Raw genomic sequence first — 17,053 nt, 5'->3', positions numbered from 1 at the left:
CTAGCTCCTCTTCTCGAAGATGTTGATCATGCGTTTCTCTAGGTCGAGGACGTTTTGAATTTCGCGGTCGATGTCGGCCTGCGTGGTCGCGTCCAGCACGTGGATGGTCCAGGTGCGATTTGCAATGTCGATGTCAGACACCGAGCCGCCCGGTTGCAGGTTGTAGGCGCAGGTGGCCAGGTACAACACGAGCTCGTTGGCCACACGCATCGGCACCTGGAGGATCGCTGTCTTTGGCGGTGCCTGGGGGCGCAGCGCGAGCCAGGCCACCTTGGCGGAGGCGTGCGCGAGGTCCCAGAACCAGCGGAACACAAAGGCGATCAGGGCGCCCCAGTTGATGTGCAGGTTGGAAATAGGCATGGCCGGCAGCGGCAGCGCCAGCACGACGAAGAAGCCCACGGCGAGCCCGCCGAACAGGTTGGCCCAGGAGAATTCGCCCATCAAGAGGGTCCACATGACGGTGATCCAGATGACGAAGCTGATCCGGAGGCGGTTTCGGATTCCATTAACCATTATTGGTCCACCTCCTCTTTCTTCGGTGCCGGCGCGGGGATCTGGGAGGTGGTCAGTCCCGGGTTCGGGGTGGATGTCTCGGGCATCGGTTCGGGGAGTTCGTGTTTGCGACGATCGATGGCATCAGCACCGTCATCGAGGCGTGTTTGGTTAGTGTGGCGAGTGGGGTTGTCGGCGCGGTCGCCAAGTACGGCGGTGCGATAGATCGTGACATCCTGGGCGGATTCGGCAGCGCGCCCGGTGATACCAGAGATCGGTCCGGCAAGCACGGTGATCGACAGCGACGCTGCCACAAGCGTTGCTGTGGAGGCGACCATTCCGAATGGCAGTTTGCCCACGTCGGCACGCTCTTCGAGGGTGACCACGTCGGTGACGTCGGCAAGCGGGGAGGGGTGTGCGATGGCCATTCCGCCCTCGGGTGCGTCGTTGCGGTCGCGCCAGAAGCCCTTGGACCACACCAAAACCATGACATACAGCGTGAGCAGCGACGTCACCACAGCGCCCGCGATCAGGACCCACGACATCCAGGAGCCCTCGTTCGCGCCAGCTTCAAGCAGCAGAATCTTGCCCAGGAAGCCGGAGAACGGCGGGATGCCACCCAGGTTGATTGCCGGGATGAAGTACAGCACCGCAATCACCGGCGCGGAGTACACCAGCGAGCCCAAGCGCCTTAACGACGACGTACCCGCCTGGCGTTCGATCAGCCCGACAACGAGGAACAGCGAGGTTTGGACCAGAATGTGGTGGATCGCGTAGAAGATGGCGCCGGAGAGGCCCTGGGCGGACCCGAGCGCAATACCGAAGATCATGTAACCGATGTGGCTAACCAGCGTAAACGACAACAAACGTTTGATGTCGTTTTGAGCCAGTGCGCCGAGGATGCCGACGATCATCGTCGCCAATGCAACCCACATAAGGAGGCCGTCAAGCCCACCGTCTGTGAAAACGGTGGAGCGCATGCGGATGATCGAGTACACGCCGACCTTGGTGAGCAGGCCGGCAAACACGGCGGTGACCAGCGACGGGGCGGTGGGGTAGGAGTCGGGGAGCCAGGCGTCGAGCGGGAAGATCGCCGCCTTGATGCCGAATGCCACCAGAAGTGTGCCGAAGATCGCCAGACGGGTGCCCTGGGGGATATCCTCCATGCGGATTCCCACCTGCGCCATGTTGACGGTGCCCACAGCGGCGTAGACTCCGGCGAGACCAAACAGGAAGATCATGGAGGACACCATCGACACCATCACGTAGCCGATGCCGGCTCGGACACGATCGGGCGAGGCGCCCAGTGTCAGAAGCACGTAGGACGCGACCAGAAAGACCTCGAAGCCGACGTACAGGTTGAACAGGTCGCCCGCGAGGAAGGACAGATTCACGCCCATGGTCAGCAGAAGGTAGGTCGGCATGAACACCGCGACGGGTTCTTCCTCGGTGCCGTCGCGCACGCCCTGCGAGATTGCGTACCACATGACGCAGAACAGCACGATCGCGGAGACGAACAGCATGACGGTGGAGAGACGATCGGCAACCAGTGTGATGCCGACCGGGGCATCCCAACCACCAAGTTGCACGGTTTGGATGCCTTCGAAATCCGCGACCAGGATCATCGATGCAGAAATGATGGCCAGCACGATCAGAGTCAGGCTCGCGATGAAGCGCTGCACCTGTGGGTGCTTGCCCACTAACAGCGCAAGCGCCGCAGCAGCAGCTGGGAGCAGCACCGGAAGCGGAATCAGGTACGGCATGTATGGCAGGAGGAACCCCACGTAGGAGGCAGCGACATTAATCATCGTGCGCCTCCGTGACTGGTTCTTCGAACGACTTCGGGCCAAAGCTGTCGCCCTCGGCGGTGAGGCGGCCGGTCGCTGGGTCGTCGGACGCATCGTGATCCGGAGCAGCTGAAGCCGTCGCCGGGCGGGCGGCGATTGCTGCATCCTCGATATCGTCCTCGATGATATCCGCGGTGCGATAGCGGTATTGGCGGTAGGCCAGCGCGAGGATAAACGCCGTCATCGCCATGGAAATGACAATCGCGGTGAGGATCATTGCTTGGGCCAGCGGGTCGGAAATCTCGTCGCCGTGCAGCTCAGAATCACGGAATAGGATCGGTGGCGACCCGGCCGCGCCGCCCGCCTGCAGCAGGAGCAGGTTGGCACCGTTGCCAATGAGCAAGATGCCCAGCAGCATGCGCGTCATCACTCGATCGAGCATCAGGTATGTGCCTGCCGCGATCAGCGAACCGGACGCGATGAGGAGGAACAGGTTGGCTTCCATCTACTTCTCCTCGCTTGTCGACGACTCATTGGCGCTCGCTGCGGCCAGCTGCTTCTTTTGGATTTCTTGCTGCCTGCGGCGGAATTCCGCCTTGCGTTTGAGCGATCTGGCTCGGTCGCGGGCACGTTGCTTACGCAGTGCTTCCTCGGCATCTAGCTGCGCGCCCATCGAGGTGAGGATGTGCATGATCAGTCCGACGACGATGAGGTAGACACCAAGGTCGAACAGCAGGGCGCTCGGGATGGCGACTTCGCCGATGAGCGGCACGACGATCGTCGCAAAGTCCGATGTCAATGGTGGTGCACCGAGGAACATTGGCCAGATTGCGGCGATGGATGAGACGACGAGACCCGTGCCCAGGATCTTCGCTGGGTCGATGGGCAATGCCTCTTCGAGTTCTTCGCGGCCACCGGCGAGGTAGCGCAGCGTGAAGGCGAGCGCTGCGACGAGGCCACCAGCGAAGCCACCCCCAGGGGCGTTGTGGCCCGAGAAGAAGAAGTAGATCGACAGCACCATCATGGATGGGAACAGGATGCGGGTGACCACGTCGACCATGATGGAACGGTTCTGTGCCTTCTCGGAGTCCACATCGGCGGCCAGCCAGCGGCGCGAGGTGGTGGAGAGGGTGGGTCGTCGTGAAGCTCGGGTGAAGGACTTCGTGCGGTAGATCAGGCTGGCGACACCCGTTGCTGCGATAACCAGGACAGAGATTTCGCCGAAAGTATCCCAGGCTCGAAGATCGACGAGCAAGACGTTGACGGTGTTGGCGCCGTGTCCTATTTCGTAGGCCAGGTCCGGCATGAAGTCGGAGATTGGGCGCTCTTGGCGGGAACTGATGGCAAACATCGCGACAACCGTCACCGACAGGCCCACGGCGATCGACAGCCAGGCGCGCAGGCGGTTGTCTTGGTCGGGGCGAGGGTCGATTTGCGTCGGCATCTTACGCAGCACCAGCATGAACACGACCATGACGATAGTCTCCACGAGCACCTGGGTCAGCGCTAGATCTGGCGCACCGTGCAGCGCGAAGATGAATGCGATGCCGTAGCCGGTCATGCCCACCGCGATTACTCCGGAGAGACGGTTATTCATCTGAGTTGCCGCGTATGCCATGACGACGATGATGATCGCCGCGATGGCCTGCCACGGGGTGTCCCACAGGATCATGCGGATGTCGTTACGCTCGCCGACGATCAGAGCTGCCAGAGGGAGCACGATTAAGATCCCGAAAATGACACCCAAGTTGTAGGTCAGCGAGCCGCGCTGGGTCGATGCCGTCAGCTTCAGCGAGATATTAGACAGGTAGCGCAAGGTGTTGTCGTAGACGGCGTCGGCGCTGCCCAAGGCTGGGCGCTCGTCGTAGAAATAGCGCAGGAGCTTGCGCTGCCAGAACAGGAGGCAACCCGCCACGATGATGACCAGAGTGAGGACCAACGGGACGGTGATGCCGTGCCAAAGCGCGAGGTGGGGACTAGTTTCGCTGAGGTAGCGTGCGTCCAAATGGGTGTTGATCGCACTGTCCAGCCAGCCAGGGAACGGGCCAAATGCAACGCTGAAGAATGACAGCACCGCAGGGGCGAGCCACAGTGTAGGCCCGATGGGATGCATTTTCTCCACGGCTTCCGAGGTGCCTTTGCCTTCTTTGATGGCGAAGGCTCCCCAGAGGAAGTACAGGGCGTAGGTCAGGGTCAGGATGGAGCCTAGGACCACGCCGACCAGCAGCAGCTGGCCAGGCATTCCGACGAGGAGCTTCTCGCCGATCACGGCCTGGAGCGCAGCTTCCTTTGCCACAAAGCCCCAAAGTGGAGGAATGCCGGCCATCGATGCAGCTGAGATGACTGCTAGAACGGCAATGAACGGCTGCTTCTTGCCTAGTCCTGAGAGCTCGCGGATGTTGCGGGTGCCGGTGGTGTGGTCGATCGCGCCGACGATCATGAACAGCGCCGCCTTGAACAGGGAGTGGCTAAACGTCAGGGCGAGACCGGCTTGGAGCGCCTCGCGGGATCCGATGCCCATGATTGCGATGATGAAGCCGAGCTGGGATACCGTGCCGTACGCCAGGATCAGCTTGAGATCCTTTTGTTTCAGCGCCATCCAGCCGCCCAGCAACATTGTGAAGAGGCCGAATGGAATCACAACGAGGTGCCAGGACGTAATCGCGTTGAAGTCCGGTGCTAGGCGTGCGACCAGATAAATACCGGCCTTGACCATCGCTGCGGAGTGCAGGTAGGCCGAGACCGGGGTGGGGGCCGCCATCGCGCCGGGCAGCCAGAAGTGCAGCGGTGCAATCGCGGACTTGGACAATGCGCCCGCCAGGATCAGGATGATCGCCGCGGTGGCATAAGGGGTGGAGACGACCTCGGTGTAGGTGGCGATTTCCGATAGGCGCCAGATACCCGTTTGGCGTCCAAACAAGATGATGCCCACCAACATGGCAAGGCCGCCCAGGGTGGTGACCATCAGTGCCTGGCCTGCGGCGCGTCGCGACGACGCACGTTCGCCGTAGTATCCCACCAAAAGGAACGACAACACCGAAGTGATTTCCCAGAACACGTACATGAGTAGGAAGTTGTCAGAGATGACTAGGCCGTACATGGCGGTGGCAAAGCCGACCATTTGGGCGCCGAACAGTGAGAGTCTGCGCGGGTTGGAGTCGAAATAGCCCCAACAGTAAAACAGCACCAGCGCACCGACGCCCAAGATGATCAAGCTGAATAGGCCTGCGAGCGGGTCAAGGCGCAGATCCAGATTCAGGTGCGCTGACGGCATCCACTCAAAGGCAGCGAGTATTTCTCCGCCGTGGGCGAAGGCTCCGGAGGTGAACAGGCTGACCATCCAGATGAACCCGGCCGCTGGAACTAATGCCAGTAGTCCGAACGCAGCGCGGCCGAGCACCCGGATCAACACGGGTGCCACGGCCGTGGCGATAGTCAGGGCAAGAAGCAGTGTAAGCACGTATCTGCAGCTCCCCATGTGCATAGGCGGACAAGAATTGTGAAGCCGTACTCGCCGAACGCCTATGCGTGCCGCCCCTCAGCGTGGACTACCAGAGTGAACAACTGAGGCACTATGAAAAACACCCAAATTTAAGCCGGCGTCGATTCGGCGCGGCCAACGTTGAACACTCTACCTAGATTTGTGGGGTGGCGCTAAGTGGACTGTATATATTGTTCCGCTGCGCAGGGTGGCAGTGAATTTTATCCGTAGATGCGCTGCGCTGCGGAGGAAAGAGCTGCTGCGATGGAGGTTTCGCTGGTTGGTCCGAAGCCGACCGCCCAAGCGGTGTGCAGATGATTGACCTGGTGGCTGATTTTGACGATGGTGACAGTTGCCTCGAACAGTTCGATCTGGTGGAACTTGAGGATTTCAACGTGGCGGCCTTCGTCGGCAAGCATGTGGCTGATGGCGCTCGTTGGTCCGGAAGCCAGAATCTCGCGAGTGAAGGTGACTGGTGCCTCGGTTTTGGAGGTAGCGGTGATTTCTGCGGAGAAACGGGTGGAGTAGAGGTTGTGCTGCTCGGAGGAGAGGAACTTGATGTCCAAGGTTGGTGCTGGGCAATAGGTTGCGGTGAACAAGTTCCAGTTCATGCCGCGTGATTCTTCGCGTAGTTCCTTTGGCAGGCGACGGTCTGTGCCGAAGCGCTCCTGCAGTGCGTCTCGAGTTTCGTGGAGGGTGTGCTCGGTGGACTGGATCTGCTGGATTGGGGAAATGGTTGTAGTGCGCATGAAAAACCTTCTTGTGAGTACGTGTGTGGTGGAGGACCGACTCCCGAGGTTCTGGGTTATTAACGACTACTATCCCGTGCGCGGGGAGTGGCCCTAATGCGCGTCGGGGTTCGTAGCCTTGGCTACTCGTACTACAAGAAGAAACTTTGTTGTCATGAGCGCTAGGTTAGCAAGGGGAATTGTGACGTGCAACACTTGGGTTTCGCTTGGCGACGAGATGCAGGTCACAGGCGTGTTTTCCTGGAGGGTGAAGTTTTCGCAGGTAGGCTGACTTCTATGCAAAGTGAGGGCGGATTGTTCGGCATCGCCAGCCGTGTGGCGGCTGAGTTGCCTGGCGCGGAATTGACCCACCCTTTTGGCCCGGAATGGGATGTGTGGAAAGTCTCGGGGAAAGTCTTTTGCTTGCTCACTGATTTGCGTGGCGACGACATTGTCACCGTGAAGTCCGATCCCGTGGAGGCGCGCGCCCTGCAAGAGGAATTTGCCGCGATTTCTCCGGGCTATCACATGAACAAGAAGCACTGGATTACGTTGCGCGACGGGGTGCCCGAGGATGTAGTGGCTGAACTGCTGCGTGAATCCTACCGGTTGGTGGTGGCGGGCCTGCCGCGGCGGTTAAGGCGGTGGATCCGGAGAATTTCGGGTTGTTGTAGCGGCTGTTTTCGGTCGAGGAGGGGTGTCCTAGCGCAAACTGCGAAATTCACCGTCCAGAAGCAGACTTCGGGCAAGTTTCGTCTAGCGCTCTTCCAAGACCCGGGCCCTAAAACAGCTGTGTCTTTCAATCCCGCAAGTGTCGGCCGCGAAGCCTAGTCATGCGAGAAAGACCCTGGGTGCACAGACTCCGCCGATCGACAGGCTTCCTTTTTACTGATCTTTTCCGTAACGCTGGAGGAAGAGCGCCTCGGCCACTGCAATGTGCTCGATCTCGGATGGGTCGACGGATTCGTCGGGGGAGTGGATGGTGCACTGAGGTTCCTCAACGCCGAACAGGGCAATCTCGGCATCCGGGTATGCCTCTTGCAGTGCGGAAGTCAGCGGAATGGAACCGCCCGAACCCACGGTGGCAAGCGAGGTGGCCCCGTACGCCTCGACCAAGCATTCGCCAAGTAGTTTGACGGCTGGCTTCGAAGCGTCGGTGGCAAACGGTGGGTTGATATCGTCGGCGTCGACGGTCACCTTTACACCCCACGGCGCGTGGGATTCGATGTGCGCGACTAGCAAAGACGCAACTTCCTCGGAGTTCATTCCTGGAGGCACGCGCAGGTTCAGTAAGGCGGTCGCAGTCGCAGGTACAGCGTTGATCGCCTCTGCCACTGGAGTCGAGGTAAATCCGATGAAGTTCACCGCGGGGCGGGACCAGACCATGTCGGCTGGCTCGTCGTCGATAGTGCCCATCAGCTGCACGCCTTCGAGCACGCCGGCGTCGGTGCGGAAGGCGGCGCGCTCGTAAGGCTCGCCGTCCCAGGTGCCCAGGCAATCGACGCCGTCGATGGTGGTGCGGCCGTGCTCGTCGCGAAGCGAATCCATGATGCGAACCAAAGCGGCAACAGCGTCAGGCGCGGCACCGCCGAATTGGCCGGAGTGCACCCCAGCCTCCAGCGTGTCCACCGTGACGGAGACGCGGGCGCCGCCACGCAGCATCGTCGTTAGTGTGGGAACTCCCACCGCTGCGTTTCCGGAGTCGGCGATGAGGATGGCGTCGGCTTCGAACAGCTCGGGGCGAGTCTTGATCAGGTGATCCAGGCCTTCGCCGCCCATTTCTTCGGAGCCTTCGACAAGGACGATGAGGCCACAGTCGGTGCCGTCGTACTCTTCCAGCAGGCGCAGGACCTCAAGGTGCATGACTAAATTGCCCTTGCAGTCCGCGGTTCCGCGACCGTACCAGCGGCCGTCGCGCTCGGTCAGGGTGAACGGGTCGTCGGTCCACAGAGCGGGATCGCCGGCGGGAACAACGTCGTAGTGGGAATACAGCAGCACCACCGGCGCATGTCCCACGGGAGCCTTGCGGCCGATGATCGTTCGAGTGCCGTCGATGGTGTCGATCGCCTCAACGTCGAGTCCCGCATCAGAGAGCTTGTCGACGACCCAATCCGCGGCGGCCTGGTGCTCGTCGACAAGCTCGGGCACGGAGTGGACGGAGTTGAAGGAGACAATCTCGGCTAAGTCGGTGAAGATTCTTTCGCGTTGAGGTTTCATACCAACCAATTCTTGCACTCAATTGCAACGAGTGCTAGAAAAGGAGTTAGCACTTGAACGATCAGAGTGCTAAAAACTGATCACCGAGTGGGATGAGGCTGAATTTACACTCACCAGCCGTGCCGTCGCGGGCGCCTACTTGGACCCAGACGAAGAGTGTCGTCGCTTTCTACAAATTCACGAGGAGCAACAAACTCACTATGGCAAAAATGATCGCATTCGATGAAGAGGCACGTCGTAGCCTAGAAAACGGTCTGAACCAGCTTGCAGATGCAGTCAAGGTTACCTTGGGCCCTAAGGGACGCAACGTTGTCCTAGAAAAGGCATGGGGCGCACCGACCATCACCAACGATGGTGTTTCCATCGCAAAGGAAATCGACCTCGAGGATCCTTACGAGAAGATCGGCGCAGAGCTGGTCAAGGAAGTTGCGAAGAAGACCGACGATGTCGCAGGTGACGGCACCACGACCGCTACCGTTTTGGCACAGGCGCTTGTTCGTGAAGGCCTGCGCAACGTTGCAGCTGGCTCCAACCCAATGGGCATCAAGCGCGGTATCGAAGCTGCGGTAGAGAAGGTCTCCGCTGACCTGCTCGCATCCGCGAAGGAAATCGAGACCCAGGAAGAGGTCGCTTCCACCGCAGGTATTTCCGCTGCTGACCCAGAGATCGGCAAGAAGATCGCTGAGGCGATGTACACCGTCGGCGGCGGCCAGGTAAACAAGGACTCCGTCATCACCGTTGAAGAGTCCAACACCTTCGGCGTTGACCTTGAGGTCACCGAGGGTATGCGCTTTGACAAGGGCTACATCTCCGCTTACTTCGCTACCGACATGGAGCGCGGCGAGGCCGTCCTGGAAGACCCATACATCCTCCTGGTATCTTCCAAGATCTCCAACGTGAAGGACCTTGTTCCTGTTCTGGAGAAGGTCATGCAGACCGGCAAGCCACTGCTGATCATCGCGGAAGACGTTGAGGGCGAGGCTTTGTCCACCCTGGTTGTCAACAAGATCCGTGGCACCTTCAAGTCCGTTGCTGTGAAGGCCCCTGGCTTTGGCGATCGTCGCAAGGCGATGCTGCAGGACATGGCAATCCTCACCGGCGGCCAGGTAATCGCCGAAGAGGTCGGCCTTTCCCTAGAGACCGCTGACCTGCCGCTGCTGGGTCAGGCACGCAAGGTCGTTGTGACCAAGGATGACACCATCATCGTCGATGGCGCTGGTTCCAAGGAGCAGATCGAGGGTCGCGTCAAGCAGATCCGCGCTGAGATCGAGCAGTCCGACTCCGACTACGACCGCGAGAAGCTGCAGGAGCGCCTGGCTAAGCTTGCTGGCGGCGTTGCAGTTCTCAAGGTTGGCGCAGCTACCGAGGTTGAGCTGAAGGAGCGCAAGCACCGCATCGAGGACGCTGTTCGTAACGCAAAGGCGGCTGTTGACGAGGGTATCCTCGCAGGTGGCGGCGTTGCACTTCTGCAGGCAGCGAAGTCGCTTAACGACGACCTCGGCCTTGAGGGCGACGAAGCAACCGGTGTGAAGATCGTCCGTGAGGCACTGTCTGCGCCTTTGAAGCAGATCGCGCTGAACGCCGGTCTGGAGCCAGGTGTTGTCGCTGACAAGGTTCAGAACCTCCCTGACGGCCAGGGTCTCAACGCTGCAACCGGCGAGTACGTCGATATGATGGCTGCTGGCATCAACGATCCTGCGAAGGTTACTCGCTCTGCTCTGCAGAACGCGGCGTCCATCGCGGCTCTGTTCCTGACCACCGAGGCTGTTGTGGCTGATAAGCCAGAGCCTGCTGGTCCAGCAATGCCCGACGCAGACGCAATGGGCGGCATGATGTAAACGCATCAACTTTCACGCCTTATATATAAGGCGTGAAAATAAACCGGTACACCTCCATTTTTGGAGGGGTACCGGTTTTTGCTTTACGACGACTCCGCCTGCGGTTCTACTGGTTTCCCATGCGCGCGGTCACAATGTAGCCCCACGTTGGGTGCTCGGAAATGCCCACGCCACCCATGGTGTGGCCCGTGTAGATCATTGGGAGGTAGTGTGGCTGCGACTCGATCCACTGCTGCACGGCAGTCTCGCCGGCGTTCGGGCCTGCAGCGAGGATCTCGCCGTAGTTGTTGTAGTAGTAGTTCGAAGTCTCGTGCTGCATGGTGTTGCGAGCAGCCTGCTGCTGGGACCATGCGCGGGATTCGTTAGCGATGCGCTGATCCCACTTCAATGGCGCTGAGCCGGCCTGCTGGCGGGTCTGGTTGATCTGGTCAAAGACAGCGCGCTCCATGGCCTCGATAGAGCCGTCTACGGGTGCTGGCTCTACTGGGTTGTCTGGGTTGCCCGGATTCGGTGCAGGAGTTGGGTTTCCTGGGTTTGGAGCAGGATTGCCTGGGTTTGGTGCTGGGTTACCAGGGCAGCCTCCGCCAGGGTTGCCTGGATTGGGAACTGGATTGCCTGGGTTTCCAGGGTTGCCAGGGCAGCCTCCACCAGGATTGCCAGGGTTCGGAGCCGGGTTGCCGGGGGCAGGGGTTGGCTCGAAGCCACATGCGATGCGGACGCGCTCGATGATGCTGCCAAAGAACTGTGGGATACGGGTGAAGAAGTTGCCGTCTTCGTCTTCGGTCTCGTCGGCGACTGGTGCGTCATCGTACTGAGTGTCGGCGAGGGACTCTTCGAAGGTCTCGCCGTTGATGACGTCGTCGTAAAGAGCGTCAAATTCTTCTTCTGTGAGGGTGAATGGAACCGGGTCTGCCAGTTCTGCGGTGCCGTATGCATCTTGCGCCTGGGCGGCTGGGGAGGCAATCAAGGTCATTGACAGGGTTGCAGCAGCCAGGATTGCGGGAAGCGTCCGTGAAGTCATGGAAGTGGCCTTTCGTGAAGGTGTCGAAGCGACGTGGGGGATCTGCAACGGTTGGTATCGAGGAGATCGCATTGAAACCGTTACTCAGGAGTATCCAAAACGTAACGAAAAATAAGCTGACGCTTAGCTTCCTCTTAGGTAACTGTATTCTGTGAAGGCCTTGTGAGGCGTAAAGCTAATATGTTTCCGCAGGTAGTTAACGGGAATACGGTTTCCGTGTGTGGCATTTTGACGCGGGGGATTAGGCCGGGAAACTATGAGTCCCTGTCAACAATTTCCCCTCGAGTGTCGGGCTGCGGGAATCTATAACCCGCCGGACGTGTCGCTGCCGTTATTTTCACTTCCCATAAGGTAATGAAAATCGAGCCGACCTCGAGCGCGTGAAAGTTGTGTTGACATACCGCAATGAAATTGCCTTACGCCTGCAAGGGGGTTTAAGGGGATTCATTCGACGGCTTTTATATCGCATAAAAGTGCTGTGGCGAGCGTGAATGAAAGGTATCCATGGGAAGGGTGAGGGGTCAAGTGAAGGGGAATGTACTGGCCCCCATCGATCGGCCACACCCGGAAGTGGGTAATTGTCGAACCTGATTTCAATTATTTTAACGCTGAGAATGCGTCAATTCCGCAATTTTCTCCAAATCGTCACCCAGCAATAACGCGTTACAGGGGCGGGGGTAAAAAGTATTGCGCAATGGGGGAATCATTGCCAAAAGTGCAGCTTGTTACCTTTCTGTGATTTTATTAACGGGTGTACTTAGAAAAATTCAGCTGCCGAGTGGCGTGAAAGTCGATGTGAAAAAACTGTGCGCGCAGGACTTGCAATGCTTGGATTCTGTGTCAAGATACTAGGTGTGACGCCCACTGAGGGTGTCTGCAACTGTAAATCACTTCCGGGTGAACCACCCGGAAAATTCGATTGGAGATCCTCATGGACCAGATCATCACTCACCTCGACAACTTCGTTACCACCTGGGAGGGCTGGAATGACGTCATCACCGGCGGCCTCGCACTCTCCGCGGCAGGCGGCCTTGTCAACGTTCTGAAGAACACCTTCTACTTCGTCGACAGCGTTGGCCTGTTCCTCAGCTCCGTAGCATAAGCTGACTGCACTTAACCCTCTTTCACACCATACTTTCCTAAAGGAGTAAATATGTCTTCCATCACCGCACTCACCGGTATGTTCTCTTTCCTTGCGATCTTCGACTACTTCGAAGGCGCTGGCCTCTTCCAGATCGCTGAAGGCCTTTCCGACCTGCTCGGCCTGATCGCATAAGATCAACCAAGGCTTTTACTGCTAACTAAGCAGTAACTTCAAAAACCCCACCCATTGCGGTGGGGTTTTTGCTTTGCCTAGGTAATTGCACCTAAATCCAGCACTTTTCACCCCGCAACAAACCGTTACTGCCGGTATGATCGTTGCCATGGCTGATTTCAAGGACGACGAACTCCCAATGATCGATCTCACGGAGACCGAGGGCTTTACCGTCGATGACTCCGATGACGACGATCCCGTCCTGCTCAACGCTGACGGCACCCCAATCCAAACCTGGCGCGAAAACTACCCTTACGACGAGCGTATGACTCGCAAGGATTACGAGCACGAGAAGCGACAGCTCCAGATTGAGCTTCTGAAATGGCAGAACTGGACCAAAGAGACTGGCCAGCGCCACATTATTATCTTTGAAGGTCGCGACGCAGCCGGCAAGGGCGGCACCATCAAGCGCTTCAACGAACACCTCAACCCACGTGGTGCGCGCACCGTCGCATTGGAAAAGCCATCGCCCCGTGAGTCCACTTCGTGGTACTTCCAGCGCTACATCGAGCACTTCCCGGCGGCCGGCGAGATCGTCTTCTTTGACCGCTCCTGGTACAACCGCTCCGGCGTTGAACGCGTTATGGGCTTTTGTACCGAGGCGCAGCACGCAGAGTTCCTCCGCGAAGTCCCCATGCTTGAGAACATGATCCTTGGTTCCGGTATCTCCTTGACCAAGTTCTGGTTCTCCGTTACCCGCAAGGAACAGCGCACCCGCTTCGCCATTCGCCAGGTTGACCCAGTGCGTCAATGGAAGCTTTCGCCAATGGACCTTGCTTCCCTGGATAAGTGGGACGACTACACCCGCGCCAAGGAAGAGCAGTTCCGCTACACCGATACCGACGAGTCCCCTTGGGTCACCATCAAGTCGAACGACAAGAAGCGTGCACGTCTCAATGCAATGCGCTACATCTTGAGCAAGTTCGAATACACCAACAAGGACCACGAAATCGTCGGCACGCCAGATCCATTGATCGTCAAGCGTGGTCGCGACCAGATTGGCGACTAGTGCCTTCTAACCTCGTGACAAGCCAGTCCTTCCACGAAGGCCTGGCTTGTTTGCTTACACTCAACCGCAACAGCAAACGCAACGCCCTCAACGTCGACCTCTCCGAGGAGCTTATCGACGAATTCCTGCGCCTCCAATCAACACCCGTCCGAGCGATCGTGCTCACCGGCGACGGACCAATCTTCAGCGCAGGGGCTGATCTGAAAGAGCGTGACTTCGCCGGTGAACTCTATCCAGCGCTGGAACGGCTCATGGGTACGATCCGCACCCTGTCCGTTCCCGTGATTGCCGCGGTCAATGGCCCCGCTATCGGTGCAGGCGCCATGCTCGCGATGGCTTGCGATTTCCGTGTTGTTGGCGAAACCGCGAGTTTTCGCACCCCGGTGACCGACATGGCCATCGGCGTCGACCAATCCACCGTGCGCAACCTCGAACTCCTCGTCGGTGGGGCTCGTGCCCGCGCCATGCTCATGCTGGGCCAAGAGCTTGATGCAGCGGGCGCCCTCGCATGTGGCTTTGCCCTGCAAACCGGGGGAGTAGAAGAAGCGCTCGCCCTAGCTGGGCTCCTGACACAGAAGGCGCCGCTTACCGTGAAGCAGCTCAAGATGGACTTCGCGCACGTGGCGGGGGAGCCATTCACCGAAGCTGAATGCGATAAGGCCCGGCTAGCTGCCTGGAATTCCGAGGATTTCCAAGAAGTCCGTCGCGCGCGTGAAGAGAAACGGCCTCCAAAGTTCTTAGGCGAATAAAAGTATGCAGTTTGATTGATTTTGTTGAGGGGTAAACATTTCATATCATGTGTAAATGCGTAAAATTTACTCGACATTTCTTGCATGCGCGGTCACTACGACTCTCGCTGCGCCCGGAATTGCACAAGAACGACCACTTGGCAGTAGCGATGGCTTAAGCGATGCGTTCCGTTCATCGGTCGCTGCTTCTAGTCAGGCACCGGGATCGTCGGCAATTGCACTCGATGGTCTGCTCAGCTCCCTGGGGCTAGTCGGCTCCAGCGACTTTGATATTCCGGAGATGGCGCTCGAACTCGACGACAACTTCCCATATCCAATCGATGAGACCATCACCGAGGCCAAGCTTCTGAACCGCGAAGTTTCTCCAACAGGCAACGTTGCTGCGAACGCGGAACGACGCCTCGAGCGCTGGACCGTGTCGTCTCCGTCGATGGGTCGAGACATCACCGTCGATGTACGACTTCCGGGTGGAGCCGATGCGCCGATCGTCGTTTTGCTTGATGGTGTTAGTGCGCCGATCAACTCTGGTTGGCTCTACGGTCCGGGCAAGGAAGAAATTGAAGAAGTCTTTGGCGATGAACACGCAACCTTGGTATTCCCAGTAGATGCCAACGGCACCTGGTATTCCGACTGGATTGAGGATGATCCGGTACTGGGCCGCCACAAGTGGGAGACCTTTATTGTCGAAGAGCTACTGCCGCTAGTCGAAGCGGAACCAGACACATTCTTCAACGGTCACCGCGCTATCGGTGGTCTGTCGATGGGCGCTTCCGGCGCGGTCCACCTAGCAAACTCTCACCCAGAGTTGTTCGACGCGACTTTCGGTTTCTCTGGTTGCTACTCCACTAGTTCCCGCGTTGGCGAACAGATTGTTCGCCTAGTTACCGAGACTCGCGGTGGCACGGTAGAAAACATGTGGGGCCCGGTTGGCTCCGAAGAATGGGATCGCCATGATGTGTCCGCGCACCCAGAGGGTCTGCGCGACATGGCTGTCTACCTGTCTGCTGCTGATGGTGGCATTGATGAGCTTCCTTCCGAAGAGGATCGTTCCAATGACAGCCTAATTATCGGCGCAGCATTGGAGAACGGCGTATACACCTGTACTCGTGAGCTGGATCGTGCGATGCGGGCTGAAGGCATGGACCACCACGTAGTGAACTACAAGGGCGACGGAGTGCATGACTGGCGCAACTTTGAGGAAGAGCTAGCGCCTGCTTGGGAGCATATTCGCCCATCGTTGTACTAGTCTTGCGCGCGGGGTTGCAGATATAAGTGAAACTGGGTTATGGTGGGGGCGAAGCTAATAAACCCAGGGAGGTACTCAATGAGTGCTGCAACGCTCACGGCTAACGGGCTCGTGATCAACGAGCGCACCGTGGAAAAAGCGCGAGAAACACAAATCCCCCAATCTGCCACATTGTCCATCAAGAACATTGAAGGACAAGAGGTGGCTGTTCCGGAAGAAGTACAGGAAATGCTCCTGAAGACTCTGGAATCCATAGCGCAAAAGGGCGAGATCACGATCTCTCGCATGCCCGAGGAACTCACCAGTACAACTGCTGCGGACTTTCTTGGCGTCTCTAGGCCCACGCTGATGAAATGGGCCAAAGAGGGGCGCATCGAATCGCACAAGGTGAAAACCCATACGCGGTTCAACCGAGACGATGTGCTTGAGCTAAAGAAGCAAAGGGCTAACGAACGTCGTCGCGCCGTTGCAGAATTGCGTGAATTCAACGCTGAGCATGAGGATCTGTTCGACGACTAAGAGTGAAACCAGAGTGGCCGTTCCCCGATCGGGGAACGGCCACTTTATTTTGTATATTCAAGTACTATTCGGATGTGACTCAAAGGGTGATTGTTGACTCGAACGTACTGGCCAGCCGAGTGCGCCTTGACTGGTTATTTCATCTTCAGATCGACAATGAGGGGATGTTTTCGCTCTATGCGAGCAATGATATCTACGCTGAAACGGTACGTGTATTGCGGAAACGAAATCCGCGCGCGCGAGGGAAGATGATCCGCGACCGCGTGGGTAAGATCAAAGCCTGTCTCGGAGAGAAAGTCTCTGATCTTCCCGATGACCTTCCGTTTTCCGGTACAGATGAAGGCGATTACCACGTTCACGCTGCGGCAATTGAGGGCCAAGCCGATATTTTGCTGACCTTTAACAAGTCCGTCGATTTCACAGCTGATCCGGATAATGAACCGTATGAGATTTATCATCCCGACGATTTCTTCCAATTAGTAATTCAATCAAATCCTAGTTGCCTACTGCCTACCGTTCGAGGACAGTTTGAATACTGGTCCCTGAGACCAAAACACAATGGCCTCGAAAGGGCACTGCACGATGCACAGTGCCCGGAGTTTGCGAAAATTGTCCGCGAGGCGTTAAGCGAAATCGCACAGCGAATGTGAG

Annotated in this window: 16 protein-coding genes; 9 read left to right on the top strand and 7 right to left on the bottom strand. The window is 58.2% G+C overall.

Annotated elements, in window-relative coordinates; genetic code table 11:
- The 5 genes from QP027_RS09840 to QP027_RS09820 form a co-directional block, all read right to left on the bottom strand.
- Entirely contained in the window at positions 1 to 513 is a 513-nt protein-coding gene (locus tag QP027_RS09840) for a Na+/H+ antiporter subunit E (RefSeq protein ID WP_284824458.1), read from the bottom strand.
- The gene (locus tag QP027_RS09835; protein WP_284824456.1) at positions 513 to 2,300 is read right to left on the bottom strand and encodes a Na+/H+ antiporter subunit D; all 1,788 of its coding nucleotides are present in this window, start codon (positions 2,298 to 2,300) and stop codon (positions 513 to 515) included. Before QP027_RS09835 ends, QP027_RS09840 begins: the two co-directional genes overlap by 1 nt.
- The gene (locus QP027_RS09830; RefSeq protein ID WP_284824454.1) at positions 2,293 to 2,784 is read right to left on the bottom strand and encodes a Na(+)/H(+) antiporter subunit C; all 492 of its coding nucleotides are present in this window, start codon (positions 2,782 to 2,784) and stop codon (positions 2,293 to 2,295) included. Before QP027_RS09830 ends, QP027_RS09835 begins: the two co-directional genes overlap by 8 nt.
- Positions 2,785 to 5,739 carry a Na+/H+ antiporter subunit A gene (locus QP027_RS09825; RefSeq protein WP_284824453.1) on the bottom strand — a complete coding sequence of 985 codons (2,955 nt, stop codon included), beginning with the start codon at positions 5,737 to 5,739 and terminating at the stop codon, positions 2,785 to 2,787.
- Between the two features lie 242 nt (positions 5,740 to 5,981).
- Positions 5,982 to 6,509, bottom strand: coding sequence for an acetyl-CoA acetyltransferase (locus tag QP027_RS09820; protein WP_284824451.1), 528 nt, complete (start codon positions 6,507 to 6,509; stop codon positions 5,982 to 5,984).
- 276 nt (positions 6,510 to 6,785) lie between these two features.
- On the opposite strand from QP027_RS09820, the gene QP027_RS09815 reads away from it, so the two are divergent.
- Positions 6,786 to 7,319 (top strand): MmcQ/YjbR family DNA-binding protein, encoded by a 534-nt coding sequence (locus QP027_RS09815; protein ID WP_284824448.1) that lies wholly within the window; start codon positions 6,786 to 6,788, stop codon positions 7,317 to 7,319.
- A 54-nt stretch (positions 7,320 to 7,373) separates the two neighbouring features.
- Here QP027_RS09815 and QP027_RS09810 read toward each other — a convergent pair whose 3' ends face one another.
- On the bottom strand, positions 7,374 to 8,705 hold the full coding sequence (locus QP027_RS09810; RefSeq protein WP_284824446.1) for a dipeptidase: 1,332 nt from the start codon (positions 8,703 to 8,705) through the stop codon (positions 7,374 to 7,376).
- A gap of 200 nt (positions 8,706 to 8,905) precedes the next feature.
- On the opposite strand from QP027_RS09810, the gene groL reads away from it, so the two are divergent.
- A complete protein-coding gene (groL, locus tag QP027_RS09805) occupies positions 8,906 to 10,543 on the top strand; it encodes a chaperonin GroEL (protein ID WP_284824445.1) in 1,638 nt (545 codons plus the stop codon).
- A gap of 106 nt (positions 10,544 to 10,649) precedes the next feature.
- Here groL and QP027_RS09800 read toward each other — a convergent pair whose 3' ends face one another.
- Positions 10,650 to 11,564, bottom strand: a complete 915-nt coding sequence (locus QP027_RS09800; RefSeq protein WP_284824443.1) for a CAP domain-containing protein — start codon at positions 11,562 to 11,564, stop codon at positions 10,650 to 10,652.
- 931 nt (positions 11,565 to 12,495) lie between these two features.
- On the opposite strand from QP027_RS09800, the gene QP027_RS09795 reads away from it, so the two are divergent.
- The 7 genes from QP027_RS09795 to QP027_RS09765 all read left to right on the top strand — a co-directional run bounded on the left by QP027_RS09795 (position 12,496) and on the right by QP027_RS09765 (position 17,052).
- On the top strand, positions 12,496 to 12,666 hold the full coding sequence (locus QP027_RS09795) for a hypothetical protein (protein WP_284824442.1): 171 nt from the start codon (positions 12,496 to 12,498) through the stop codon (positions 12,664 to 12,666).
- Positions 12,667 to 12,717: 51 nt separating this feature from the next.
- Positions 12,718 to 12,840: a hypothetical protein gene (locus QP027_RS09790; RefSeq protein WP_284824441.1), complete on the top strand. Its 123-nt coding sequence runs from the start codon at positions 12,718 to 12,720 to the stop codon at positions 12,838 to 12,840.
- Positions 12,841 to 12,988: 148 nt separating this feature from the next.
- Complete coding sequence (gene ppk2 / locus QP027_RS09785; RefSeq protein WP_284824439.1) at positions 12,989 to 13,888, top strand: polyphosphate kinase 2; 900 nt, start codon at positions 12,989 to 12,991, stop codon at positions 13,886 to 13,888.
- The gene (locus tag QP027_RS09780) at positions 13,888 to 14,637 is read left to right on the top strand and encodes an enoyl-CoA hydratase-related protein (protein ID WP_284824437.1); all 750 of its coding nucleotides are present in this window, start codon (positions 13,888 to 13,890) and stop codon (positions 14,635 to 14,637) included. Before ppk2 ends, QP027_RS09780 begins: the two co-directional genes overlap by 1 nt.
- Before the next feature lie 55 nt (positions 14,638 to 14,692).
- Positions 14,693 to 15,883, top strand: coding sequence for an alpha/beta hydrolase (locus tag QP027_RS09775; protein WP_284824435.1), 1,191 nt, complete (start codon positions 14,693 to 14,695; stop codon positions 15,881 to 15,883).
- Positions 15,884 to 15,961: 78 nt separating this feature from the next.
- On the top strand, positions 15,962 to 16,402 hold the full coding sequence (locus tag QP027_RS09770) for a helix-turn-helix domain-containing protein (RefSeq protein ID WP_284824434.1): 441 nt from the start codon (positions 15,962 to 15,964) through the stop codon (positions 16,400 to 16,402).
- Between the two features lie 74 nt (positions 16,403 to 16,476).
- Positions 16,477 to 17,052, top strand: coding sequence for a PIN domain-containing protein (locus QP027_RS09765; protein ID WP_284824432.1), 576 nt, complete (start codon positions 16,477 to 16,479; stop codon positions 17,050 to 17,052).
- The last annotated feature ends 1 nt before the right edge of the window (position 17,053 follow it).

The organism is Corynebacterium breve, assembly GCF_030252165.1.
GTDB classification, from domain to species: Bacteria; Actinomycetota; Actinomycetes; order Mycobacteriales; family Mycobacteriaceae; genus Corynebacterium; species Corynebacterium breve.
Note: the sequence above shows the minus strand (reverse complement) of the source record. Positions and strands in the feature narration are given on the sequence as shown.

What these genes read in the sequence shown, in the direction of transcription:
- QP027_RS09840 (WP_284824458.1), bottom strand. Translation starts at nt 513, where the DNA reads ATGGTTAATGGAATCCGAAACCGCCTCCGGATCAGCTTCGTCATCTGG.
- QP027_RS09810 (WP_284824446.1), bottom strand. Translation starts at nt 8,705, where the DNA reads ATGAAACCTCAACGCGAAAGAATCTTCACCGACTTAGCCGAGATTGTC.
- QP027_RS09800 (WP_284824443.1), bottom strand. Translation starts at nt 11,564, where the DNA reads ATGACTTCACGGACGCTTCCCGCAATCCTGGCTGCTGCAACCCTGTCA.
- groL (WP_284824445.1), top strand. Translation starts at nt 8,906, where the DNA reads ATGGCAAAAATGATCGCATTCGATGAAGAGGCACGTCGTAGCCTAGAA.
- QP027_RS09815 (WP_284824448.1), top strand. Translation starts at nt 6,786, where the DNA reads ATGCAAAGTGAGGGCGGATTGTTCGGCATCGCCAGCCGTGTGGCGGCT.
- QP027_RS09835 (WP_284824456.1), bottom strand. Translation starts at nt 2,300, where the DNA reads ATGATTAATGTCGCTGCCTCCTACGTGGGGTTCCTCCTGCCATACATG.
- QP027_RS09770 (WP_284824434.1), top strand. Translation starts at nt 15,962, where the DNA reads ATGAGTGCTGCAACGCTCACGGCTAACGGGCTCGTGATCAACGAGCGC.
- QP027_RS09775 (WP_284824435.1), top strand. Translation starts at nt 14,693, where the DNA reads ATGCGTAAAATTTACTCGACATTTCTTGCATGCGCGGTCACTACGACT.
- QP027_RS09820 (WP_284824451.1), bottom strand. Translation starts at nt 6,509, where the DNA reads ATGCGCACTACAACCATTTCCCCAATCCAGCAGATCCAGTCCACCGAG.
- QP027_RS09830 (WP_284824454.1), bottom strand. Translation starts at nt 2,784, where the DNA reads ATGGAAGCCAACCTGTTCCTCCTCATCGCGTCCGGTTCGCTGATCGCG.
- QP027_RS09795 (WP_284824442.1), top strand. Translation starts at nt 12,496, where the DNA reads ATGGACCAGATCATCACTCACCTCGACAACTTCGTTACCACCTGGGAG.
- QP027_RS09790 (WP_284824441.1), top strand. Translation starts at nt 12,718, where the DNA reads ATGTCTTCCATCACCGCACTCACCGGTATGTTCTCTTTCCTTGCGATC.
- ppk2 (WP_284824439.1), top strand. Translation starts at nt 12,989, where the DNA reads ATGGCTGATTTCAAGGACGACGAACTCCCAATGATCGATCTCACGGAG.